We start from the raw sequence: 23,601 nt of genomic DNA on the forward strand, positions 1-23,601 counted from the left end.
TGCGCGGGTCCCTCCTATGGACTCCGGGGACGACCCACCCAGGCGGGGTCAATATTGGACGCCGATCGGGGGTCAATGTTCCGAGCCGTTTGACACCGCAATTCTGCGGCCTCTATCCCGCAAGAGCACGGGGTGGGGGACTCCCCCCGTCTGACCGCGGCCTTTCCTCAGCTCAACATTTTGGGACCCGCGGCATAGCGAGACTTGACGACTTCGCCCGGTCTGGTCGAACGTTTCCACGGGCCCGGTGCAGCAGTAACACCCTCTGGGCTAAATGCCGCCCGATAATCCGTGGGTCTGACAGGCATGTCGGCCATCGGTCGCCCTGAACGCGGCCAGACCGAGCATGCGTCGTGTCTGCGGCGCGGGAATGCCTACTCCGCAGCTTCGCCGAAGCCCAGCCTCTTTTGCTTTACGAGCTTCGAGAGATCGAGCTCGCGGCCCGCCTTCACTGCCCGATACCCAGCCTCAAGCTCGGCGGGCGTCGAGGTGAGGTCCATGAAGCGAAACACGCTTTCTGCGACATAATCTTGCCGCTCCTCGAACGACAACCACCGGCGACCCTCGGCCTCAGCGACTTGGCCCGTCGTGTTCGACCCCGCGAAGATGTCGAGAACGAGGTCGCCAGGCTCGGTAAGGAAGCGAATGAAGAACTCCGGGAGCTTGCTTGGGAACCGCGCCGGGTGGCTCTTCGCGCCTACGAGCTTGCAACCTGCGAGGTATCTCCCGTTAGACTCCGTGTTTGGGATCGTAATTAAATTGGGTGGGATCGCGCCGCCGTTGTCCTTGCCGAACGACGTTCCAATGTCGTGCCCCGAGGGGCGCACCTTCGGCGTGTAAAACTTCGTCGGGTCCTTGATCAGCGTCTTCATGCGATCGCTGTAGGGCGCTAGCACCTTTGACACATTCGCCTTCGGCCACTCGGTCTTCCCAAACCACCAGACGGTATTAACCGCGTCCTTAGCCCGGAGCTTACGCTTGTTTACCCATTCGATTGGGCTAGGCAGCTTCGACGGATTGAACCAATAGAAATCCTGCGCGAGGAAGTAACCTAACTCATCGCAGAACCGAATCGGGATGCGGAAATTGTAGAGGCTGCGGGACGGCACGCCCTTCTGGTAAGCCCCGCCCACGTCGACAACGAAGCTACCTGTTTCCTTCAATTTCGGCTTCACCAGCGTCGCGAACTCCGTCAACCAGTCAAGATACTCGAGTTGATCGAGGTTGCCGTAAGCCTTCTGGCGCTGAAGCGCGAAGGGCGGAGAGGTCATGACGAGGTCAATGCTCCCGTCCGGCAATTGCTTCAGTAGGTCGCGAGAATCCCCAGCATAGGCACGCCCAAGACGGGTCGTGTAGGCCGCGTTCCGGTCGAAGGTGGGTAACGTCACCAAGCTCTCCTGATCACACTCATCGTGTGTAGACCGTTCCGAGCCTGAACCACAACTCTTCCTTTGTGAGCGACTCGTCCAAGCCCATAGATGGTAGCCTATCCGCACGCCAAGCGGTCGCGTGCAATGTCCGGCGATTGCGCGTCGAACGCGGTCTGTCACAAGAGGAGCTCGCGTCCGGCTCCGGGCTCCACCGAAATTACGTTGGCGGCGTCGAACGTGGCGAGCGCAATGTCTCTGTGGACAACATCGGCCGCCTCGCCGCCGCACTTCGGGTCACTCCTGCGAGCCTGCTGGACGGCGCATAATGGCGACGAAGCGGCATGCCGAATGGGAGCGGCTTCAAAAGCTGCTACCCGCAGTTCTTGAGTATCAGAAGCTCGCGACGGAGCACGGTATCAACGACATATTTCAGGATAACGGCGGCAAAATCCTGCAGATGCTGTTCGCACTCAACCTGCAAGGCCTGCCAGGCCGCGAGGGTAACGATGCGGTCGACGCAGACGGGCTGGAGTACGAGCTGAAAAGCGTGAACATCGCTCTCACGCCGAACTTCAGCACTCATCATCACATCAACCCGACGATCCTCGCCAAATACAAGCAGGTTGGGTGGTATTTCGCGGTGTTCCAGGACATCGAGATGCGGCGCATCTACCATGTAGGCACAGACAAACTGGCAGCCATCTTCGATCAGTGGGAGAAGAAATGGCACGGTTCGGGCGGAAAAGACATTAACAATCCGAAGATTCCGCTGACCTTTGTCATGGAGAATGGGACCGAAGTCTACGAAGACGGCAAGCCATTTGATCCGTCCGAGGCCGCCAAGCTGCGGGCTGCACGGAAGCGAGAAGCCGCCCGGATCAAGGCCGAGGCTGATGAGCGCGCGGGAAAGCCCCCAGTCCCCAGAAAGACGCGCGGCCGCTTGCCGAAAAAGTAGCGATCAGTTCCAGGAGAGGCATCGGTTCCCACCCCAAGCCTTTGAGGGGCACCGACTCGCGGAGGTGCCGCGCACTCATAAGTGCAGTGCAACCGGTTTCCACCTGGGCGGAAGCGCTGTCATCAAAAAAGAAAATCAGTACACAAACAGGGCGCATAACCGTCACCGTAGACGCCTTAAGTAACTGTTTTTGCTGCATATATTTTTAATGTGATCGCCTCCCCTCAGCTCCACCAGGAAGTCTTTTGGAGCTCGCGGTTTTCCGCACTCCTAGGATATCGCTGTAGTTTCCGTAGGTTAGCCGACCCGCTTCCCGGATCATCCGTTGCTCTAGTTTGAGGCCGAAACCCGCCATATGGTGTCGCCCGCATCGTCTGTGACGAGCAAGGCACCGCCACCATCCTGGAATACGCCAACAGGCCTTCCAAACGCGGTTCCCTTCTGTAAGTCCGCCATGAATCCGGTGAGGAAGTCCTGCGGGTCGCCGGATGGCTTGCCGTCCTTGAAGGGAATGAACAGGACCTTGTAGCCGGAGAACGGCTGGCGGTTCCACGAGCCGCGCTGCGCCACGAAGGCCCCGCCGCGATAGGCCGCTGGGAGAGCATCGCCCGTGTAGAAGAGGAGGCCCAGGGAGGCCGTGTGGGGACCGACCGCGTAATCGGGCTGGATCGCCGTCTCGACGAGCGTCTTGCCTTGCCCCTTCAATCGGGGGTCTTCGTTCTTGCCCCAATAGCTGAAGGGCCAGCCGTAGAAGCCGCCCTCCTTCACGCTGGTGATGTAATCGGGTGCCAGATCATCGCCGATGTTGTCGCGTTCGTTGACGGCGGTCCAAAGTGTACCGGTCGTCGGCTCGAGCGACATACCCACGGGATTGCGGAGACCGCTCGCGAAGATGCGATGGTTCGAGCCGTCCAGCCCGATCTCGTGGATGGCCGCACGGCCCTTCTCCAGATCGAGGCCGTGCTCTCCGACGTTGCTGGCCGATCCGACCGAGACGTAGAGTTTGGTCCTGTCCCGCGACAGGAGGAGGTTGCGGGTCCAGTGGTTATTGTAGCCGCCAGCGGGCAGTTCGAGCAGTCTGCGACCCTTGTCCTCGATCTTCGTCTGCCCGAGCTTGTAGGAGTAGGTCAGAAGACCATCCGTATTGGCGACGAACAGCGTGCCGTCGACGAAGGCCAGACCGAAGGGCTGCGAGAGGTCGTCGAGCAGCACATGCCGCTCGTCCGCGACGCCGTCGCCGTTCGTGTCGCGCAGCAGCGTCACCCGGTCGGGACTGAAGACGGCCGCCGAACCCGACCGCATCTGCCCAGGCGTCTTCGTGTTGATGCCCTTCGGCCGCACGGTCGTCGTCGCCTCGGCGACGAGCACGTCGCCGTTCGGCAGGACGTGGATCGATCGCGGCGAATCCAGCCCGTCCGCGAAGCGTTGGACCTTCAGGCCATCTGGCGCCCTGGGAGAGGCGTCCTTCGGCCAGCCGATGACCTTCGAGAAGTTCTGGACACGGTGGTCCGTGTCCGGCTTCGGCAGAACCGGGTTCGCGCCGTAGCCCGGCGTCGCGGACGTCGGTTGCGCGAGCGCGGGCAAGCTGACGAGAAGAGCGGCGAGCGCCGTAGCGGTGCGGATCATGCGGTTCTCCGGAGGGCGCAGGCCAAACGTCCGCGGCCTTTCCGGAGTTCGTCGTCGCGATCCGTCCGCGACTGCGTGGCGCAGTTGGCAACGAAACGGGAGAGATCGACGTTGGCCGAACCGACGCGCTAGAGCCGCGTCGATGAGGAGAAGCCGATGAGCTGGCAGACGCCGACCGTGACCGAAATCTCCTGCGCCATGGAAGTGACGTCCTATGCTGGAGTCGAGGACGACGACCTGCACTAGGTCGTCGTCCGAACGTGATGGGATGCACCGGCGCTCGGGCGATCGTCCTCGGCTCGGGCGCCGGCGGCGGCTTGCCCCAATGGAATTGCGGCTGCCGTCATTGCGCTCTGGCGCGCGAGGGCGACGCGCGGGTCGTTCCTCGCAGCCAAGCGAGTCTCGCGCTGACGGGGAACGGTCGACACTGGCTGATCGTCAACGCGGCGCCTGACCTGCGGTCACAGATCATCGCCTGCACCTCCCTTTCGCCAGAGCGCGGAACACGCGCCTCGCCCATCACCGACGTGATCCTGACCGGAGGCGAGATCGATCAGATCGCCGGGCTTCTGACATTGCGGGAGGGTCATGCCTTCCGCATCAGCGCGACGAGCGAGGTGCTCATCATCCTCTCCGCCAACCCGATCTTCGATGCCCTCGACCCCAAGAACGTCGAGCGCCGTGTCGTGCGCCCACCCTGCCGGATCGAGCTCGCGGGTCTCGCGATCGAATGCATCGCTCTTCCGGGCAAGGCTCCGCTCTACCTTGAGCGGGATGGGGCCGCCGATCCCGGCGAGATGCTGGCTCTCCTGGCGCGGCCCCTGGCGGGCGGCCTCGGCATCGCCTGCGTTCCGGGCTGTGCGGCGATCACACCCGCGCTCCAGTCATTGCTCGCCCGAGCGGATATCGTGCTGATGGACGGAACCGTCTTCCACGACGACGAGCTCGCGCGCGCCGGGATGGGGACGAAGACTGGGCGGCGGATGGGCCATCTACCCATCGCGGGGGAAGGCGGCACGCTCTCCACCCTCACCGACCTCGCTCCGCGGCGCCGGATCTATACCCACGTCAACAACACGAACCCGGTGCTCCTGGCAGATTCGCCCGAGCGCGGCGTCCTGGACGCGGCGGGGATCGAGCTGGCCCATGACGGCATGGAGATCGCCTTGGAACCGGTCACGTGAGCGCGGTCCTGACGCCCGACGCGCTCGTCGAGAGCCTGCACGCGATCGGCGCCGAGCGCTATCACGACCGCCACCCCTACCATCACCGAATGAGGGAAGGCGGCTGCTCGAAGGCGGAGATCCAGGCCTGGGCGCTCAATCGCTACTACTACCAGTCACGGATTCCGGTGAAGGACGCGATCATCCTGTCGCGCATGGAGGATCCGGCGCTTCGGCGAGCCTGGCGCCAACGCATCCTCGACCATGACGGCGATGCGGAGGGCGAAGGCGGGATCGAACGATGGCTGAAGCTCGCCGAGGGCGTCGGTCTCGACCGAGCCGATGTGGTCGCGACGCGCGGGATCCTGCCCGGCACTCGCTTCGCGGTGGACGCCTATCTGTCGCTCGTTCGGGAGCGCAGTCTTCTCGAGGCCATCGCCTCGTCGCTGACTGAGCTCTTCTCGCCGCGCATCATTCAGGACAGGGTCTCGGGGATGCTGGCGAATTATCCGTTCGTGACCTCCGAGACGCTTGCCTACTTCACGGCCCGCCCCGAACAGGCCCGCCGGGACGTCGACGTTGCGCTGGCCTATGTGCGCCGCCATGCCGTCACCCCGGACAGCCAGGCCGACGTCCAGACGGCACTCCGCCTGAAATGCGATATCCTCTGGGCGATGCTGGACGCGCTCGACCACGCCTATGGCGAGCGGGGCCAGGTGCCGCCGGGGGCTTGGCGTCCGTGAACAGGCTGCCGACCGACGAGGACCGCCCGAGGCTCGTGCGCGGCGTGAAGCTGCGCCCCGACGCCGCGCGCGGCGGCCACGTCCTGCTCGCGCCGGAGCGCGTCGTCGCCCTCAATCCGAGTGCCGTCGCTGTAGTCGAGCGATGCGACGGCTCGCGCAGCCTCGCCGCTATCGTCGACGAACTCGCCGCCGCCTACGCCGCGGCGCGCACCCTGATCGAATCCGATGTCCACGCACTCGTCCGGGATCTTGCCGCGAAGCGATTGATCGAGTGGTGACGCCCGAGATCGCCCCTCCCCTCGGGCTCCTCGCGGAGCTGACACACCGCTGCCCGCTCGCCTGTGCCTATTGCTCCAACCCGCTGGAGTTGCTCGGGCGCGAGGCGGAGCTCGACACGGAAACCTGGGCGCGGGTGTTCCGCGAAGCGGCGGCGATGGGCGTCCTGCAGCTCCATCTGTCGGGAGGCGAGCCGGCCTCCCGCGCCGATCTCGTCGACCTCGTGCGCGCCGCAGCACAGGCGGGGCTTTACACGAACCTCATCACCTCGGGCCTCGGTCTCGGCCCCTCGCGGCTCGCGGCGCTGGTCGAGGCCGGGCTCGACCATCTTCAGCTGTCCATCCAGGACGTTGACGAGGCCGAAGCGGATGTGTCCGCCGGCCTCAGGGGGTCGCATCGCAAGAAGCGGCGGATCGCCGCCTAAGTCGCGGGGAGCGGCCTCGCCTTCACGCTGAACCTCGTCCTCCACCGCTCCAACATCGCCCGCGTCGGCACGGCGATCGACGAGGCGGTGACCATGGGAGCCCAGCGCATCGAGGTCGCCCACACTCAATATTACGGCTGGGCGCTGCGCAATCGCGCCGCTCTGCTGCCGAGCCGTGAGCAGGCGCGCGCGGCTCACGAGGCGATCGGGCAGGCCCGCGAGCGGCATTCGGAGCACATCGCGATCGACTACGTCGCGCCGGACTATCTCGGGCGCTATCCGAAGCCCTGCATGAATGGCTGGGGCCAGCGCTCGATGAACGTTGCACCGGACGGGACCGCCTTGCCCTGCCACGCGGCCGCGACCATCCCCGGCCTTGTCTTTTGGAACGTCCGGCAGCGCCCGCTCGCGGAGATATGGCAGGCGTCACCGGCTTTCGAGGCGTATCGCGGGACCGACTGGATGCGAAAGCCCTGCGTCTCCTGCCCTCGACGCGAAACGGATTTCGGCGGCTGCCGCTGCCAAGCGCTCGCCATCACGGGCGACGCCCGCAATACGGACCCCGTCTGTCATCTGTCGGAGCATCGGCATCTGATCGACGCGATGCTATCGGAGCCCGCCCAGCCGATCCTGCAGCGTGGACATCCGTAGACTAGGCCTACCGCGTACCGGACGTCGGCTCCGGTCGGCGAAGACGTCGGGACAGAAGAGCGGCGTAATCGCACCTCCGACCGGCCCCGTCAGGGACATCGTCGCCAATCCGCGGGGCGTCCGAACCGCCGCAATCAGGGTCGACATCGGTGTGAAGACGCCCATGATGATGAACGCAGCGCTGAGGCCCGCGACGCTCGCCGGGGTCGGAGCTGGGCGGCCTTCAACTGCGGCCAGGCAGCAATCGCTCGAGCGCCTTGAGACGGATCAGGTTGGACGTGGCTTCGGCGATCGTCGTCAGCGCATCCCGCTCATCTGCAGCAAGTTTGCGCGGCCTGATGTCGATGACGCAAATCGAACCCAATGCAAACCCCAGGGGGTTGCGAACTGGCGCACCCGCATAGAATCGAAAGCCGAACGGCTCTGCCAAAGCCGGATTCCGCTCGAACATGTTCGCCTTGGACAGATCCTCGAAGATCGTCAGCTCATTGGAGATGAGCGTTTCATTACAGAATGCCCAATCTCTGGGAGTCGAAGCAGCCTCGAAGCCGACATGGGATTTGAACCATTGCTCGGACTCAGTAAGGAGTGTGAACATGGCAATCGGCGAGCGCGTCGAATACGCGGCAAGGCGAACGAGGCGGTCAAAGCTCTCCTCGGCGGCCGAGCCGACCAGCCCCGAGTCTCCGACGGCTTTCAACCGAGCGGGTTCATTCCAGGGGACTCTGTAGCGAACTTGGTCGTTCGGTGCAGGCAGACGGGAGATAAGCTTTGCGACGATGGCCGCGCTAGTCGCAGCGATATCGGGCAACGATCCCAGCTGGATGTATCGGAGGTCACGGCTCACGGCCTCGCTGCCGCTGTCCGCCACTAGGCCGATGATCGTGGTCGCCCGGAAGCGCTCGTCTCTCGCCAGCTTCCTTACGAGCTGCTTCCCCACCGACTGATCCGCATTTTCGACCACGATCAATGCCGGTGGCGCAGGGTCCAACAGCGAGCCGATATCATCGAGGGTCTCGACGACCACGATCGTCAAGCCCGAGCCGCGCAAGCCCGCCTCCTGCCATCGCCGCGCACGGTTCTCATCCGTCACGATGACGGCGACCGGTCGAACGCCTGCAGGCTCTTCGACCCGAGGAGTTATGAGATCGAGCACCGCCTGTCGCGGAATGCGCCTATGTCCACCGGGGGTTTTCCAAGATGGAACACGTCCGCTCTCAACCCAGAGCTGAGCCGTCCGGACAGACACTCCCAGCAGCTCCGCAGCCTTCGCGGTGGTTAGAATATCGCTCACGTTCCAATCCAATGTTACGGATTGAAATATGGCATTACCACAAAAATTTGCAAGAAACAGAAGCCTTTGCGCCACGGCATCGGCCATCGTTCGGGTGGGCGGCCACTCGCTGGTCGTCCAGCGTCGAACCACTTGATCTTACGAGTGGCCTACGGAAATCACACCGTGCCATGGCATCTTCGCTCACACTGGCTCCGTGAGCACCGAATACGAACGTCGATAAATCCTCGTTCCCGCCATACGGAACAACGCGTTCCTCAGTATCCGAGGGAGACGACGAGCGCGGTCGCGAGAGGCATTCTGGCGATGGACCCAGTCGACGCGCGGCTTCCGGCGGGCCTCAAATCGGTTCAGTGCGACCTCGACACGCGGTTCGGCCGCAAGCACGTCGGCGAGAACGAGCGCATCCTCGATCGCCAGACCGGCTCCCTGTGCCATGCTGGGAGGGGCGGCATGAGCGGCGTCTCCGATCAGCACCACGCGGTTCCTATGCCAGCTCTCCAGCCGAAGCCGAACCAGCTCCGAGAAATGGACATCAGAGGACGCCGCCAAGTGCAGCACTTGCCTGAATGGCCCCGCGACGTGGTCGAAAAGCGGCGGCAACATCGTTGACGCGGAATAGCGGTCGACCTCCCATTCCGGCACGGACATGTCGGCATAAATATACAGTTCCGATGGCGAGATGGGCTTACAGAGTACGCTGCGGTCACTGCCTAGCATAACAGTCCAATCGGCAAGGCCGCATATGTTGCGTGTAATGAACCTCCAGCAAACATTACCGACATATTCTGGTGATGGGCCGCCCGGAAACGCGAGTTCTCGGACCGTGGAGTTGACGCCATCTGCACCGATAACGAGATCGTATTCCCCGATATCTCCGTCGTCGAAACGAACGACAACGTCATCACCGCGATCGTCGATCGAGGTGATCGATTTCAGACATACCTCGGCTCGGGACTCGTTCCTGAGAATCTGCCACAGCGTCGACCGTCTCGTCGATCTGCATGGCGCGACGGCACCCCAGACGTCTCGCGTGTCGATCGCGCTCAGCAGCCGACCGTTCTCATCGCAGATGCGCTGGCGGGTGATAGGATAGGACTGCTCGAGCAGTGGTTCGAGCAGCCCAAGCTGGCCTATTGCCCGAACGCTGTTCCCTGGAAGGAACAGCCCGGCGCCTCCCTCGCCGGCCTTCTCGTTATGCTCCACGATGGTTGGCTCGAAGCCGCGCAGGGAGAGCGCGCGACATGCGGCCAGCCCGGCGATGCCGGCCCCGACGATCAGGATGCGCATTGCGATGAACTCGTTCTTGCTAGCGGTGCATCGGTTGGAAGCGTCACGGCACCCAGGCGATGCGGCACTCGGAGCTGGCGCGCACAAAGACGTAGCCTTGGAAAACCGGCGGTCTGACGAGGCAGGCGTGAGGCAGCCGCTCGGTCAGCGCACTCAATGCCTCCTCGAGGGCGGCGCGGCCGAATGCATCGGCGATGCATTTGTGTGCACCTGCACCGAAGACCAAGTTCGAGAGGCCGCCGTCCTGACGGAAGATGTCGAAGTCGTCCGGGCGCTCGAACTTCCGCTCATCTCGCAGTGCTGACATCAACGACAGCACCACGAGCTCTCCCGCCGGCAGTACGTGCTCGCCGATGAGGATGTCGTCCGTCGAGATCCTGACCAGGCCGGCGATGCCCGGCTCAAACCGGAGGGCCTCCGAGACCGCCGGGGCGACCAGCTTCGGGTCGGCGCAGACAGAATTCCAGAGGCGGGGATGAGCCATCAGGTTGGCCGTCTGCGCCACGATGGCAATCCGTATCGATTCCGTGCCGCCGATGATGAGCTGGACGATCTGGATCAGGGCTTCGATGCGCGAATGCCCCTGCTGGTTCTGGGCGGCATCAAGGTAGGCCGGCACAAAGTCGTTGTCGCGCTCGTCGTGGTTGCGACCTGCCAACTCCTCAATGGTATGTCGGACGCGTCCGGCTGCAGCCTCCGCTGCGGCAACGATCTCAGGTGTCACGTCGGGGCGGAAAAAGGCATTCATCGCCTCGACGTCCCGAATGAATGCGGGGACCTCCAGATTCGGAATTCCGAGGAGGCTGGCCAATCCCATAGCCGGAAGCTTGGCAGCGTAATCTCGGACGAGTCTCAGCTCTCCTTCGGCATAGGTTGAATCAAGCAGAACCTGCGCACTGCGTCGAACGTGCGCCCGATAGCGCTGAGCAACGTTCTCGACGAGCGCCCGGGACAGGGCTGAACGGCGACGGCGATGGACATCTCCATTCGCCGTCAGCATGCCGTGCTCGAAAATGTCGAAAAGAGCTCCGTTGGTGATGCCGAGTTGCGCAGGGAGGGCGATTTCGGTCGCTCTCAATCGCGGGTCGCGGGCGAGCGAGGCCACATCGTCGTATCTCAGCACGATATAGCCACCGAGCGGCATGATCGCGAACGGATGAGCGTCGCGAAAGCGCCTGAATGTGCCGTGCGGATCGGACTCGAGATCCTCCAGAGGAACAACGGGAACGGGGGAAACCTTGTCGAGCATTGTCGTCGGTTCCTTGATCACTGGAGCGAGGCTGCCCATCCGCTTCTGGTAGGCGGGCTCCCGCGTTGATGAGAGATGACGCGGCCAGGCCCTTGGGATTGGCGCGGTTGGACACCGGGGTTGCTGTTGGCCGGAGGCATCGATGGGCGGCGGCTGAACGCCGGTCGATGGAGGCGCCGTTAGGCTTCGGCGCTGGAGATCTCGCCCAGGACGTCAGCGAGCAGGCATGTTGAATCGCAGTCGCTCGCGTCAGGCATTCGCGGAGACGGATCGATCAGTCTGGAGATTGGGAGATGCCGGCGACGCGTGCGGAGCGTGCCGGCATCGCCGGTCAGAAAGCCGGCTCCAGGTTCGCGTCGGCCGCGGCGCTCGCTGGCGCGGCGGTGGACAAGCCGTGCTGCTTCGCAATCATGTCTGCGGCCCGTTCACCGATGACCACGCAAGGCGCCATCGTGTTGCCGACCGTGATGCGCGGCATGATCGAGGAATCGGCGATGCGCAGAGAAGCGATCCCGTAGACTCTCAGTTGGCCGTCGACGACCGACATCCAGTCCTGCCCCATCTTGGCGGTGCCCGATTGATGCCAGTAGGAGACCGCTGACTTGCGGATGAAGTCGATCAGTCCTGCTCGATCCCGAAGTCCCGGCGCCGCCTCATGCGTCACCAAAGGATCGAAGGCGCTGCTGTTGCCGATGTCTCGACAAAGCTCGACCGTCGCGATTGCTGCCGCCATGTCCTCTTCGGCGCTCAGCGAGTTCGGTTCGATGAGCACGGGATCGTCCGCGTTGCGGCCGGACAGCCGCACACGGCCCCGGCTCTTCGGCTGCGCAAGCCCGGCGAACATCGTCCAGCCATGCTCCGGAGTTTCGATCTCCGCTTCCGCCGGCGAAGGCACCGCGAATTCGAGCTGACACTGGAGGATGTCCGGCGCGGGGAGCCTAGCATCGCTCTTCCAATACAGAGTCGCTTCGCAGCCGCCCGCGCTGACCGCCTCGCTCTTGCGGTGCGCCCACGTGCATCCGAACGCGATATGATCCTGATGGTTTCGCCCGACGCCCGGCAGGTGCTGGATCACGTCGATGCCATGCGCCTGCAGTTCGGCCTGAGGGCCGATGCCGGATTGCATCAGCACCTTGGGCGTCTGGATGGCTCCCAAGGAAAGGATGGTCTCGCATCGTGCACGAAACTGTCGGCGCTCGCCGTTCAGCAGAATCTCGACACCAACGGCCCTTCTTCCTTCGATCAAGATGCGCGTGACCAGGGCATGGGTCACAACCGTCAGGTTGGATCCCGCTTCCATACGATGAACATAGGAGCGGAACACCGACTGACGCTTGCCGTCACGCACCCGCAGGTCCGCAATGGCAGCGCCCCCAGCGCTCTCCATCATTTCACCATTCGGAGAATCGAAGACGGGAATGCCCAGGAGGCCAGCCGCGTCGACGAGCGTCCGGGCGATTGGCTGCGGTTGCTGTGACTGGGCGACGTAGACCGGGCCGCCCACGCCGCGGCGTAGAGCATCGGGAGTGCCGCGCCAGTCTTCGATCCGGCGATAGTATCCGAGGACCGACTCGTAGCCCCACGCCTCGTCGCCGGCTTCCTGCGCGAAGTGGTTCCAATCCTCCCTATGGCCCCGCGCCCAGACCATGACATTGATGCTGGAGCCTCCGCCCAGCCCTTTGCCCATGTTGAGCGACAGCTGACGTCCACCCAGGCCGCCGGCCGGCTGCCCGACGAACGCCCAGTCGCGCTCACTACCGAGATTGAGGGGCCACTGGCCCGGGTTCGACACAGTCTCGGACACGTCGTCCCCGCCAGCCTCGAGCAGGAGGACGCTCGCGTTGGAGTCCTCCGCAAGGCGGGCGGCTACGACGGAGCCGCTGGATCCAGCACCGCACACGATGAAGTCGTAGCTCCGGCATTCGTCGATCGGGCTGGTTCTGCGGTCACGAGCGACATGGTTGGGGGGATCCGATCTGTCCTTCATCGCGTGGCTCCTCTGAGGCGTGTGGATGTGTCTACTGACTTGAAATCACATTATGCCGATTCTGTCAAATTCTGCAGTTTGGTATGATTATGCGGTTTTCGCCACCAGTCGCCTCGCTTCTCCCTTCGTTGGGCGTCGCGTTCGAGCGTGAGACGTCTGGCAGAAGTCCGGACGTTTTTTTGCGGTCTATCGTCGTCTCGAACTAAACTTACATTTCCGAAATATGTGTCATTATGGCAGACTGACATCGTCCGTACTTTACAGCCATGACACACTTCGGCTGATGTAGTGCCACTTTATCTCAACGATCGCGAACACCACGGACGAATGTCTCGATCATCGCCCGATCGCAGATGCCGATGTCTCTTAACGTGGCCGTATCCAGCCTGCGGAGGTCCTGGACTGCTCTGCCGATCGCGATTTCACTCAGGACGCGGTGATATCGACGAGCTACCGCAGCCTTGAACCTGGACAGCCAAGTATGGCGACGCGGGTGAGCCGACATCCCGCTCGAGGGAAGGGGCTGTGGCAGTCCCAGTTCGGCGATGGAGCCGAATGCGAGCGCCTGGCCTGCAATGCCAAAATCTGACGCCAGCTTGTCGAACCAGGAGACGCGACGGCTCGGCGCCGAAACAGGTGCGCCGCTCGATGACGCGGTTGCCGAAGCGCACGAGACGAAGATCGGCCCGGCACCTCTCCCGCGATCCCCGGGAGCGTCGCCCGATGATCGCCGCAGCGCGACGACATTCTCGGTGGAAGAGAGCGTCGGCTGCTTTTGACAGCTCAAATCAGCTATCTCTTCGAACTTATGATATTTCATAGTGAGCTCCACTAGTTTTATGGAGCTCATATCGGTCGATAAAGTTACATGAATGCTTTGAATACAGACATTATCATTTCGAATGACATATTAGACCTAGGGCGAGCGATGCCAGCGTGGCGGAGATGCGCAGGTGGAACTGGCGCGCCCGCCCGCCCAGACGTTCGATCACGGCCGCCCTCTGCGCGCGTCAACAACCGTCACGTCCGTATCCAAGACGTATCCCGCGCCCCGCTCGGTCCGTATGATCTTCGGTCGGGACGGATCAGACTCCAGCTTTCGACGCAGCCGCAGAACGAGGACATCGATACTGCGATCGAAAACCTCGTCGTCGTGGCTGCGGGATTCCGTAAGCAGGTGCTCGCGGGACAGTATCCGCTGCGGAGCCTTCAGGAAAGCGGTCAGGAGCCTGAATTCCCCGGTGGTGAGCTTAGTGCTTCCGCCGCTCGCGTCGGCGAGCTTCCTCGCGTCGATATCGAGCTCCCAATCGGAGAACCGGTAGATCTTGCGCTCCCTGCGCTTTTTCAGCGCCGGTTTCTCTCTCAGGGAGACTCGAACCCTCGCCAGGAGCTCCCGAACACCGAAGGGCTTGGTGACGTAGTCCACCGCACCGAGTTCCAGCCCGATGACCTTATCGGCCTCATCGAGGCGGTCGCCGCTGATGATGATGATTGGGGCATCCGAGGTGCTCGCGAGACGGCGGACGATCTCGAGGCCGTCCTCCGGACCGAGATTCAGATCCACGATGACGAGGTCGACGATGTCGGTGGCGACGATTTGGGCGAGCGACCGACTGTCTCCGATCGCGCTTACGCGGAAAGCGTGCTGCGAAAGGTAGTCGGACAACAGGTCTCGAATGGTCGGGTCATCGTCTATCAACAAGACGTGCTTCACGAGATTGCTCCAGCGCTACGGAAGGTGTGGGGCAAGCGGCGCGCGACCGTGCGATGCGCGGTACCCGAGCTCGTTTCCTGTCTCCCGTACCGCGCTCGCGACCCGGCATCGCCGACGGCCTGTCCAGCAATTGAACGCACGCATCCTGAGAGGCACCCCTTGACGATGAGCGCGCTCAAATATCGATTATATCAAATTATGCAAATTTTTTTTTTAGACTCTCCCGGGTCGTCGATGGCGCCCTGTGGTCGGGAACGGCTTTCGCTAGGCGGGTGATGCGGGCGAAGAGTTCGTCCCGCCCGCATCGTGACCAACCGCCGACGCCTCGGGGTCAGCGCGCGGCCGACCGCGAGGTGCGAGCGGCTTCGTCGATCACGTCGGACACGACCTTGGGCTGGGTCATGAATACGGCGTGGCTGGCCGACACCGTCGTCACCTTGGCACCGATGCGCTTGGCCATCGCATGCAGCATGCGCTGGTCGAAAGCCTTGTCGTCGGTCGCGATGACTGCCCAGCTCGGGCGGCTGCGCCACGCGGCCTGCGTCAGCTTGGTTTCGAAGACCGACATGTTGATCGGGATCTGGGAATCCCGCATGAAAGCCGCATCGGCATCGGACGTGTCCGCGGCAAATCCAGCCTTGAACTTGCTCGGCAGGACATAACCGAAGCCGTCGGCATTCACATCGAGCACGAATTCAGGCGGTGTCTGATAGCCCGCATATTGCTGCCCCGTCGTCTCACCGACATCAGGGGAAAGTGCGGACACATAGACGAGACCTGCCACCTTCGCGTTGGTACCCGCTTCCGTGATCACCGTACCACCCCAGGAATGGCCGACGAGAATTGCCGGGCCGTCCTGGCGGTCCAGAGCGCGCTTGGTCGCAGCGACATCGTCGGCGAGCGACGTCAGCGGGTTCTGGACGATCGTGACCTTGTAGCCGCGTCGCGTGAGGTTGTCATAGACCCCGCGCCATCCGGAGCCGTCGGCAAAGGCGCCGTGCACCAGCACGACATTGCGAACCGTCTGGCCCTCCGGGATGCGGTCGGCCGCATGAGCAAGAGTGGCGGTCGACAGGCCAGCGGCGATCGCCGTTGCCATAACGTATTTCATGCTCATTTTGCTTCCTTCCTGCTTTATAAAACAATGAATAGTCTTTGAACTGGTTTTTATTCCGGATTTTATTGGCTAAACTGTCGGATGTGTACGTCCATCAATGACGAATTCGGTTCCTGCGATTGCTGCGGCCCGGCCTGAAGCGAGGAAAGGCGATCAGGTGGGCGACCTCCCTGGGCGCGGGGCGTCCGATCGGGATGCCGCCGCTTCGTGCAGCCGGAGATCAGAACGCGCTTGCGATCGAGGTTCAGAAAATCGCACACCAGTTGATCTCCGGTTCGACGATGTTCGCCTTCGAGGGCAAACGGAGAGGCCAGCGTCACGGGTCTGTTTCCGAACTTGTCGGTCAGGATTGCGCCCTAGCTCCTCATGCAGAGCACTGTCGCGCTTGACCGCCACGCCAGAAAAAAGCAGCGCAGCCATCGCCTCGACGTCGATCCGGAGGCCGATATAGAAGGACTGTTGAGATTATTAGTTCTCGACATCTTTTCGAACAGTCCGAGTACTTTGTCTGTACGCAACTTCATACTAGCAAGTCCGAGAAGAAATGTCCTTTCTAATATTGCAAGAAAATGGATACTATCACTCACATCGGGCTATTTGATTTATCAAATAGCCCGAAAATGTCCGGCAATCCGGAAGGATCTTTCATTGCGTTCTCGCGCATGCCGCTGCGCACGAGGCGAATTGATCAGGTAGGCGGAGGAGACCGAGCGGGCGACCCCTCGTCTGGGCGACCACGCCCGCAGCCATGGCATCCCGAGCTCGGCAAGGACCGCGCTGACGTTCCTGGTGCTTGAACTCAATGGAGCCCTTGGAGCGGTCCGTGAGCGCCTGCAGGCCGCGGTTGCGTTCGGCCTTTATACGGCCGCCCCGCGATCTCGTCGGCGAACATGGCGAAGACGTCGGCGACCAGCGCGGCAACCTCAACCGCGTTCCAATCGGTCCCCGCGAGGGCCGGAGAGCGATCCGAGCCGACCCCTGCGACGTGTCCCGCCTCAGGTACCAAATCGCGGGCATGGCGTCGGCGACCGCCTTGAAGAGCGGCGGCGGAACGGCATTGCCGACGACCTTGTACGTCATGCGAATGCCCGCCGTCTCCTTCGCGATAGGAGAGCGTTCGAGCGGGGCTGTCCTCGACGAACCGCCATTCGTCAGTCCCGACACGTTCGAGCCGCGGGATCGCGCATCCCTCGCGGGGACGGTATGTCAGTTTGTGCCAAATCCTGTCGGTTCAAAGCGGCGTCGCCGGGTGTGCGACGGCGTCACGCCGAAGAGCGCGCGATAGTAGGACGTGAAGCGGCTCGGCTCGGGGAACCCGTACTCGAAGGCGAGCTGGGCGATCTTGACCGACCGGGCATCGCTCCGGCGAAGGATGGCCTCGATGAGCGATAGCCGCCGCCTCCTCAGGTAGGCGACGGGACCGAGTCCCAGCGTGTTGGCGAATGCGCGGTGCAGGCTGCGCCTCGATATCTGCAGCGCCGTGCAGATCTCCGACAGATGGACCGGACGGTCTGCCGCCGCATCGACGTATTCCTCGACGTCGCGCACGATGCGGGCCGCCGAGCGCTGGGCCGGCGAGCGTTCGCCGGAGGCGCCGCTCGCAACGGCCGCTCCGAACGCCTCGATGATGGACCGGCGGGCGAAATCGATCGACTGCGCCGATGCCGTGTCGCCATACCGTCGCAGGCTCACGCTCAATCCGATCAGGCGCCGCCGCAATTCGACACCGAGCAAGGGTTCCGTGTGCCTCACCCTGGCGCTCAGCCAGGTGTCGGGATCGCCCAGAGCGCCGTCATGGGCGAAGAGCGGCACGACCTCCTGCGGATCGACCGATATCGCGGCATAGGACAATGCGCTCTTGTAGACGGCGTCCGCCTCGATGCCGGGAGGAAACGTCACAACGTCGCCCGGTTGGGCCGCCTCGCCCCAGAAGAGTGCCTCTCGCGAGGAGGACAGGACGACCCCAAGGACGGCCCGCTCCACGTCGAGCACGCCCCGCGCACGGACCTCGATCCCGAACCTGCAAAGACTGAGAGCAACCTGGTCGATCGCGACGTGGGCCAGCCGCCCGTGCTGCTCCCCCGATCGCAGCTGCGTCATCTCGATATCCGCCCCGAGCGTCGCCTCCCGGAGGTTCGCGGTGCTGACCACGTTGACCGAACGCTTCAGCACCTCCGCGCGCGGCGGGCCGTCCGCCGAGCCCTCGCCGATCTCGATGCCCCGGTCTCGCATAGCGTCCCCTCCGGCATGCTCAAACAGGTCTGCTCGCGCGTCACCAAAGCCGGACAAGCCCGAAGCCGCCGTCGTCGGATCCGGCCGCCCGTACGGCGCGGTCCGATCCCGCTCGCGGCCCTCCGCGGCCCATCGATTTGGCACAAACTGTACTAATGGGCCGCCTCGCCGATGCCTAGACTGGGCCTCAGGAGCGCGAGGCGACTGTCCAGCGAGGCATTCTCGGATGCCGCGCTGCCCGTGCCGATCGGGTCGATCAGGTCATGGTTGAGACATCGACGATACCGGATGCCGCGGACGCTTGGGCGAGCTGTTTGCCGCCCGCGTCTCGGGTCCGGCCGGCCGGCCGTCGCATCCCGGGGCCGCCGATGCGCATCGATATGGTTCAGGCCGGCGTCGACGCGACGGAGGCCGGTCCTTCAGCCGCCGCGCGCCGGGGCGCCGTCCGTTCCGGAAGGCTCGAGGCCCGACGTCCCGGCGCCACCCGGGCGACGACCATCGCTTTCACCCGAGACGTCCCGCGTGGGCTGTCCTCACTTACGTCCAAAGAGGAGTGAAGCAATGACGCAGAAGCCGTTCAAAGGCGTGATCAAGCTCGACATCCGCGAGTCCACGCCTGATTGGGAGCCTTTCATCCCGGCCCGGGCGCCGAAGGATGCGCCGAACGTCCTCGTCATCCTCTACGATGATACCGGCCTCGCGACGTGGTCGCCATTCGGCGGCGCGGTCGAGATGCCGACGCTGCAGAGGCTTGCCGATCGCGGCCTCATGTATTCGCAGTGGCACACGACGGCGCTCTGCTCGCCGACCCGCTCCACGTTTCTCACCGGCCGCAACCACCATCTCAACGGCTGCTCGGCGATCACCGAGGCGTCCGTCGGCTTCCCGGGGGGAAGCGGCCGCATTCCTGAGCAATGCGCGACCATCGGGCAGGTTCTGCAGGACAACGGCTACAGCACCTTCTGGCTCGGCAAGAACCACAATGTGCCGGAGCAGGACGTGGCGCCCGGCGGAAGCCGGAAGGAATGGCCGCTCGCCAAGGGCTTCGACCGATATTACGGCTTCCTCGGGGGCGAGACCAATCAATGGTATCCCGATCTCGTCGAGGACAATCGCTTCGTCGACCAGGAATACGGCCCAGAGGACGGCTACCACCTGTCGAAGGATCTCGCCGACAAGGCCATCGGCATGGTCAAGGACCAGAAGGCGAGCAATCCGTCCAAGCCGTGGTTCATGTGGCTTTGCCCTGGCGCCAACCACGCGCCGCACCATGCTCCGCAGGAATACATCGACAAGTACCGCGGCAAGTTCGATTCCGGCTACGAAAGCTATCGCGAGTGGGTTCTCGCGCGGATGGTCGAGAAGAAGCTGCTGCCGGCCGACACGAAGCTTACGCCGATCAACCCCATGCCCGAGGACGTGGCCAATCCCGCGGACGCCGTTCGTCCCTGGGATACGCTCAGCGCCGATGAGAAGCAGCTGTTCGCGCGCATGGCCGAAGTCTACGCGGCCTTCTCCGAATACACGGACGTGCAGATCGGACGGCTCCTCGATTATCTCGAGGAAACCGGGCAGCTCGACAACACTCTCGTCTTCTATTGTGCCGATAACGGCGCCTCGGGCGAGGGAACGCCGAACGGATCGGTCAACGAGAACAAGTTCTTCAACAACTATCCGGACGATCTCGCCGAGAACATGAGCATGCTCGACAAGCTCGGCGGGCTCGACACCTACGGGCATTATCCCACGGGCTGGGCGGTCGCCTTCTCGACGCCGTTCCAGATGTTCAAGCGCTACGCGCAATTCGCCGGCGGCACATGCGCGCCGCTCGTCGTCTCGTGGCCGAAGGGCATCAAGGCGCGGGGAGAGGTCCGGCACCAGTACCACCATTCCGTGGACATCGTGCCGACCATCCTCGAAGTCTGCGGCCTCGAGATGCCGAAGGTCTATCGGGGCGTCGAGCAGTATCCGCTCTCGGGCGTCTCGATGCGCTACACCTTCGACGCGTCTCCCGACGGCAAGACGGAGAAGAAGCGTCAGTACTATGCGATGATCGGCACCCGCGGCATCTGGGAGGACGGCTGGAAGGCCGCGGCCCTGCACTCGCCCTTCCAGAATACCGGTCACTACGAAAAGGACGCCTGGGAGCTGTATCACGTCGACGCAGACCGCTCCGAGTCGACGAACCTTGCCGATCAGCATCCCGAGCGGCTCGAGGCGCTCAAGAAGGCCTGGTTCGAGGAAGCCGACGCCAACATGGTCCTGCCGCTCGACGACCGGACCTGCGGCGAGATCCTCAACACGCCGCGACCGGCCGAGGAGGAGGCGCGCGAGCGCTACGTCTATTACCCCGGAACGGCACCCGTGCCGGAGGGCGTGGCCGTCAATTGCCGCGGCCGATCCTACAAGATCCTCGCGAATGTCGAGATCACCGACCCGGACTGCGCGGGCGTGATCTTCGCCCATGGCTCGCGCTTCGGCGGTCATGCGCTCTTCATCAAGGACCGCAAGCTCTGGTACGTCTACAATTTCCTCGGCATCAAGCCGGAGCAGACGTTCGTCTCGACGACCGAACTCAAGCCGGGAAAATACACGCTCGGCATGGAGTTCATTCGTGAGAAATCCGGAGAACTCGGCGAGGCCGTCGGCCAGACGACCCTCTATGTCAACGAGAACGTGGAGGCGCAGGGACCGATGCGCACCCAGCTCGGCAAGTTCACCCTCTCGGGCGACGGCCTCTGCGTGGGCCGCGACAGCGGGGATGCGGTGAGCGGGCAGTACAAGACGCCCGGAGCCTTCACCGGGGGGACGATCCAGGCCGTGGCCGTCACCACCGAGAAGGCGCAGTACCTCGATCTGGAGAAGCTGGCGGCGGCGTTCCTCGCCGTCGATTGAGACAGCACCGGCTCTCGGTCGGCGGGACACGATCCCGCCGACCACCTTGGCAAGAGCGTCCACCCGCCCTCGGGCACGCGCACGGTTCGAGGACAGCCTGCGGGTCGGCTCGGTTGTCTAGAGCGCAGGCGCCAGGGCGCCTCCATCGATCGGATCGATGGCGCGCAAATGCAGGAAATGCGTCATGAGCGACGAAACGGCTCGGTCCCACGGTGATCGCTTCTCCGTCCGCATGTCGGCGGATAGTCATTTCTCGTGGTTGCGGACGCGCTTCAGCGTCGAGCGCACGCTGATGTCCTGGGTGAGGACGGCTGTATCCCTGATCGGGTTCGGCTTCACGATCGTGCAGTTCTTCGACCGGCTCGGTGCGATGGAGGGCGTTCGGGAGGCGGCGAGGCCGCAGGCCCCGCGCTACCTCGGTCTGGCTTTGATCGCAGCGGGGATCATGTCGCTGGTGATCGCCGTCTGGCAGTATCACCGCGTCCTCGCATACCTCCGAAGCGGACAACTGGGTTCCCTCGGCGGCATCGACGACCACTCCATCCAGACGCCGCTCTATGCGATCTCCCTTGCGCTGATCCTGATCGGCATCTTCGCCTTCGCCTCCGTCCTGACCCGTTCCTTCTGAGCGTCAACGACATGGCAGGCACTCGACAGAGCGGCGGAAGCCAGACCTCTTGCGCCCGGGCGCGGTGTCGAGCGTCCCGCAGAAGGCTGGTGGATGCCGCGCCGCAGCGCGCGGCGCGAGGCTGACCGCGGTGCGGCCGGGGCCCCCGGCATCACCGCCGAGGTGAGGCGACCGGATCTCATGGACCGGGCTCTCGGCGGTCCGTGGAGCGTGACGCTCATCGGCGACATCGGCGGCTTCGACGCCGGCTCGCGCCTGACCTGGCAGGGCTTCGGCAGCGTCAATTACGACGTCAACGAAAACTGGGTCGTCCGGGCCGGCTACCGCGCGCTGCATGTCGACTATCGGAAGGGCAATTTCCTCTACGACACGACGATGCACGGCCCTATCCTGGCAACCACCTATCGGTTCTAGACGAGCGCCTCGACGTGAGGCGGCGCGTGCGATTCCGGAGCGCTGGCTGGCCATCAGCCTCCGACACGACGCGGCCTGCCGGAGCCTCATCGAAAAAGGGGCACTGCGCTGATTGCGAAGTGCCCCCGATCAGGGCCTGCCTGCCTTGCGGGAGCTAAGCCGACCTCCGCCCCGGCTTAGGCGAAACCTGCCACGGCATGCGGGACATACGGTGCCTCGAGTGCCGCGATCTCGTCCTGGGTCAGGCCGAGGCCGAGGGCGGCGACGGCATCTGTCAGATGCGCGGGTTTCGAGGCTCCGACGATGGGAGCCGTGACCACCGATTTCTGGGCCACCCAGGCCAGCGCCACCTGGGCGCGCGAGACGCCCCGGGCAGCCGCGATCGAACCGACTGCGTCGACCACCTTGCGGTCGGCCTCGGCCGTGGCGTCGTAGAGCCGATGACCCACATCGTCCGTCCGCTGGCGCTCGGTCTCATCGTTCCAGGCGCGCGAAAGCCGGCCGCGCGCGAGCGGGCTCCAGGGGATCACCGCGAGGCCCTCCTCCGCGCAGAAGGGCAGCATCTCGCGCTCCTCTTCGCGGTAGAGGAGGTTGACGTGGTTCTGCATGCTGACGAACGACGTCCATCCGTTCTTTCGCGACAGGTAGACGGCCTTCGTGAAGCGCCAGGCCGGCATCGAGGACGCGCCGATATAGCGGACCTTGCCCGCCTTCACGACGTCGTGCAGCGCCTCCAGCGTCTCCTCGATGGGCGTGCGGGTGTCGAACCGGTGGATCTGGTACAGGTCGACATAATCGGTCCCGAGCCGCCTCAGGCTGGCATCGAGCTCGTGCATGATCGCCTTGCGCGACAGACCCATCCCGTTCGGGCCGGGCCGCATCCGGTTGAAGACCTTGGTCGCCAGCACGATGTCCTCGCGCCGCGCGAAGTCCCGGATGGCGCGGCCGACGATCTCCTCGGACGTGCCGTCCGAATAGGTGTTGGCCGTGTCGAGGAAGTTGATGCCGAGTTCGAGCGCCTGGCGGATGAGCGGGCGGCTCGCCTCCTCGTCCATCGTCCAGGAATGCTTGCCGCGGTCGGCGATGCCGTAGGTCATGCAGCCGAGGCAGAGGCGCGAAACCTTCATCCCGGTCCGGCCGAAATTCACATAGTCCATGCAAGCTCCAGGATGCTCTTGCGGAGGCCGACCGTCAGAGGGTGGCTTCCGGCGTGGGAAGGGGGGCGAGCCCCGCGACTTCGTCGTCTGTGAAGACGCGGCTGCGCGTCAGGAACCTCACGCCATCCGGCGCCTCGAGGGAGAAACCGGAGCCGCGCCCCGGCACGACGTCGATGATCAGTTGCGTATGGGACCAGTATTCGAACTGGGCCGCGCCGATATAGAAGGGCGAGCCGGCCACCTCGCCGAGGAGGATGTCGCGCTCGCCGACGCGGAATTCGCCTCGCGGGTAGCACATCGGCGCGGAGCCGTCGCAGCAGCCGCCGGACTGGTGGAACATCAGCGGGCCGTGCTGCGCGCGCAGCGTCTCGACGACCCGCTCGGCCTCTGGCGTGATCTCGACCCGTCTCACCATG

The 23,601-nt window shown here is 63.9% G+C and carries 21 protein-coding genes and 1 pseudogene; 10 read left to right on the top strand and 12 right to left on the bottom strand.

Annotated features, from left to right (window positions below):
• Positions 1–374: 374 nt before the first annotated feature.
• Complete coding sequence (locus EV668_RS22000; RefSeq protein WP_208111606.1) at positions 375–1,388, bottom strand: DNA-methyltransferase; 1,014 nt, start codon at positions 1,386–1,388, stop codon at positions 375–377.
• 65 nt (positions 1,389–1,453) lie between these two features.
• On the opposite strand from EV668_RS22000, the gene EV668_RS24950 reads away from it, so the two are divergent.
• Together EV668_RS24950 and EV668_RS22005 are read left to right on the top strand one after the other, a co-directional pair.
• Positions 1,454–1,696 carry a helix-turn-helix domain-containing protein gene (locus EV668_RS24950; protein WP_245513360.1) on the top strand — a complete coding sequence of 81 codons (243 nt, stop codon included), beginning with the start codon at positions 1,454–1,456 and terminating at the stop codon, positions 1,694–1,696.
• Positions 1,696–2,325 (top strand): PDDEXK family nuclease, encoded by a 630-nt coding sequence (locus EV668_RS22005; RefSeq protein WP_166652590.1) that lies wholly within the window; start codon positions 1,696–1,698, stop codon positions 2,323–2,325. The genes EV668_RS24950 and EV668_RS22005 overlap by 1 nt, the downstream gene beginning before the upstream one ends.
• 330 nt (positions 2,326–2,655) lie before the next feature.
• On the opposite strand, the gene EV668_RS22010 is transcribed toward EV668_RS22005, so the two are convergent.
• A complete protein-coding gene (locus EV668_RS22010; RefSeq protein WP_133774245.1) occupies positions 2,656–3,951 on the bottom strand; it encodes a PQQ-dependent sugar dehydrogenase in 1,296 nt (431 codons plus the stop codon).
• Between the two features lie 156 nt (positions 3,952–4,107).
• Between EV668_RS22010 and pqqA the strand changes: the two genes are divergently transcribed.
• The 5 genes and pseudogenes from pqqA (at position 4,108) to EV668_RS25465 (ending at position 7,208) form a co-directional block, all read left to right on the top strand.
• Complete coding sequence (gene pqqA, locus EV668_RS22015; RefSeq protein ID WP_133774247.1) at positions 4,108–4,197, top strand: pyrroloquinoline quinone precursor peptide PqqA; 90 nt, start codon at positions 4,108–4,110, stop codon at positions 4,195–4,197.
• A gap of 17 nt (positions 4,198–4,214) precedes the next feature.
• Positions 4,215–5,135: a pyrroloquinoline quinone biosynthesis protein PqqB gene (gene pqqB, locus EV668_RS22020; RefSeq protein WP_133774617.1), complete on the top strand. Its 921-nt coding sequence runs from the start codon at positions 4,215–4,217 to the stop codon at positions 5,133–5,135.
• Positions 5,132–6,135, top strand: a pseudogene (gene pqqC / locus EV668_RS22025) (pyrroloquinoline-quinone synthase PqqC). The gene pqqB and the pseudogene pqqC overlap by 4 nt, the downstream one beginning before the upstream one ends.
• Positions 6,132–6,557 carry a radical SAM protein gene (locus tag EV668_RS25460; RefSeq protein WP_245513362.1) on the top strand — a complete coding sequence of 142 codons (426 nt, stop codon included), beginning with the start codon at positions 6,132–6,134 and terminating at the stop codon, positions 6,555–6,557. The pseudogene pqqC and the gene EV668_RS25460 overlap by 4 nt, the downstream one beginning before the upstream one ends.
• A gap of 93 nt (positions 6,558–6,650) precedes the next feature.
• The gene (locus EV668_RS25465; RefSeq protein ID WP_245513381.1) at positions 6,651–7,208 is read left to right on the top strand and encodes an SPASM domain-containing protein; all 558 of its coding nucleotides are present in this window, start codon (positions 6,651–6,653) and stop codon (positions 7,206–7,208) included.
• 223 nt (positions 7,209–7,431) lie between these two features.
• Here the strand turns inward: EV668_RS25465 and EV668_RS22040 are convergent, their stop codons facing one another.
• The 8 genes from EV668_RS22040 to EV668_RS22080 form a co-directional block, all read right to left on the bottom strand.
• The gene (locus tag EV668_RS22040) at positions 7,432–8,589 is read right to left on the bottom strand and encodes a helix-turn-helix domain-containing protein (protein ID WP_133774253.1); all 1,158 of its coding nucleotides are present in this window, start codon (positions 8,587–8,589) and stop codon (positions 7,432–7,434) included.
• Positions 8,590–8,685: 96 nt separating this feature from the next.
• Positions 8,686–9,792, bottom strand: a complete 1,107-nt coding sequence (locus EV668_RS22045) for an FAD-dependent monooxygenase (protein ID WP_133774255.1) — start codon at positions 9,790–9,792, stop codon at positions 8,686–8,688.
• Positions 9,793–9,835: 43 nt separating this feature from the next.
• On the bottom strand, positions 9,836–11,080 hold the full coding sequence (locus EV668_RS22050) for a cytochrome P450 (RefSeq protein ID WP_133774257.1): 1,245 nt from the start codon (positions 11,078–11,080) through the stop codon (positions 9,836–9,838).
• A 292-nt stretch (positions 11,081–11,372) separates the two neighbouring features.
• Positions 11,373–13,028: a GMC family oxidoreductase gene (locus tag EV668_RS22055; protein ID WP_133774259.1), complete on the bottom strand. Its 1,656-nt coding sequence runs from the start codon at positions 13,026–13,028 to the stop codon at positions 11,373–11,375.
• A gap of 301 nt (positions 13,029–13,329) precedes the next feature.
• Positions 13,330–13,848: a hypothetical protein gene (locus EV668_RS22060; protein WP_166652591.1), complete on the bottom strand. Its 519-nt coding sequence runs from the start codon at positions 13,846–13,848 to the stop codon at positions 13,330–13,332.
• 168 nt (positions 13,849–14,016) lie between these two features.
• The gene (locus EV668_RS22065; RefSeq protein WP_133774263.1) at positions 14,017–14,742 is read right to left on the bottom strand and encodes a response regulator; all 726 of its coding nucleotides are present in this window, start codon (positions 14,740–14,742) and stop codon (positions 14,017–14,019) included.
• A 331-nt stretch (positions 14,743–15,073) separates the two neighbouring features.
• Positions 15,074–15,859: an alpha/beta fold hydrolase gene (locus tag EV668_RS22070; protein WP_133774265.1), complete on the bottom strand. Its 786-nt coding sequence runs from the start codon at positions 15,857–15,859 to the stop codon at positions 15,074–15,076.
• Positions 15,860–17,065: 1,206 nt separating this feature from the next.
• Positions 17,066–18,091 carry a helix-turn-helix transcriptional regulator gene (locus tag EV668_RS22080; RefSeq protein ID WP_133774267.1) on the bottom strand — a complete coding sequence of 342 codons (1,026 nt, stop codon included), beginning with the start codon at positions 18,089–18,091 and terminating at the stop codon, positions 17,066–17,068.
• A 561-nt stretch (positions 18,092–18,652) separates the two neighbouring features.
• On the opposite strand from EV668_RS22080, the gene EV668_RS22085 reads away from it, so the two are divergent.
• The 3 genes from EV668_RS22085 to EV668_RS22095 all read left to right on the top strand — a co-directional run bounded on the left by EV668_RS22085 (position 18,653) and on the right by EV668_RS22095 (position 22,028).
• Positions 18,653–20,986, top strand: coding sequence for an arylsulfatase (locus EV668_RS22085; RefSeq protein WP_133774269.1), 2,334 nt, complete (start codon positions 18,653–18,655; stop codon positions 20,984–20,986).
• A gap of 184 nt (positions 20,987–21,170) precedes the next feature.
• Positions 21,171–21,614 (top strand): YidH family protein, encoded by a 444-nt coding sequence (locus tag EV668_RS22090; RefSeq protein ID WP_166652592.1) that lies wholly within the window; start codon positions 21,171–21,173, stop codon positions 21,612–21,614.
• A gap of 93 nt (positions 21,615–21,707) precedes the next feature.
• Entirely contained in the window at positions 21,708–22,028 is a 321-nt protein-coding gene (locus EV668_RS22095; RefSeq protein WP_133774271.1) for a hypothetical protein, read from the top strand.
• Between the two features lie 176 nt (positions 22,029–22,204).
• Here the strand turns inward: EV668_RS22095 and EV668_RS22100 are convergent, their stop codons facing one another.
• Positions 22,205–23,185, bottom strand: coding sequence for an aldo/keto reductase (locus tag EV668_RS22100; RefSeq protein WP_133774273.1), 981 nt, complete (start codon positions 23,183–23,185; stop codon positions 22,205–22,207).
• Between the two features lie 34 nt (positions 23,186–23,219).
• Entirely contained in the window at positions 23,220–23,600 is a 381-nt protein-coding gene (locus tag EV668_RS22105) for a DUF779 domain-containing protein (protein ID WP_133774275.1), read from the bottom strand.
• Between the last annotated feature and the right edge of the window lies 1 nt (position 23,601).

This window comes from Enterovirga rhinocerotis (assembly GCF_004363955.1).
Classification (GTDB): Bacteria; Pseudomonadota; Alphaproteobacteria; order Rhizobiales; family Beijerinckiaceae; genus Enterovirga; species Enterovirga rhinocerotis.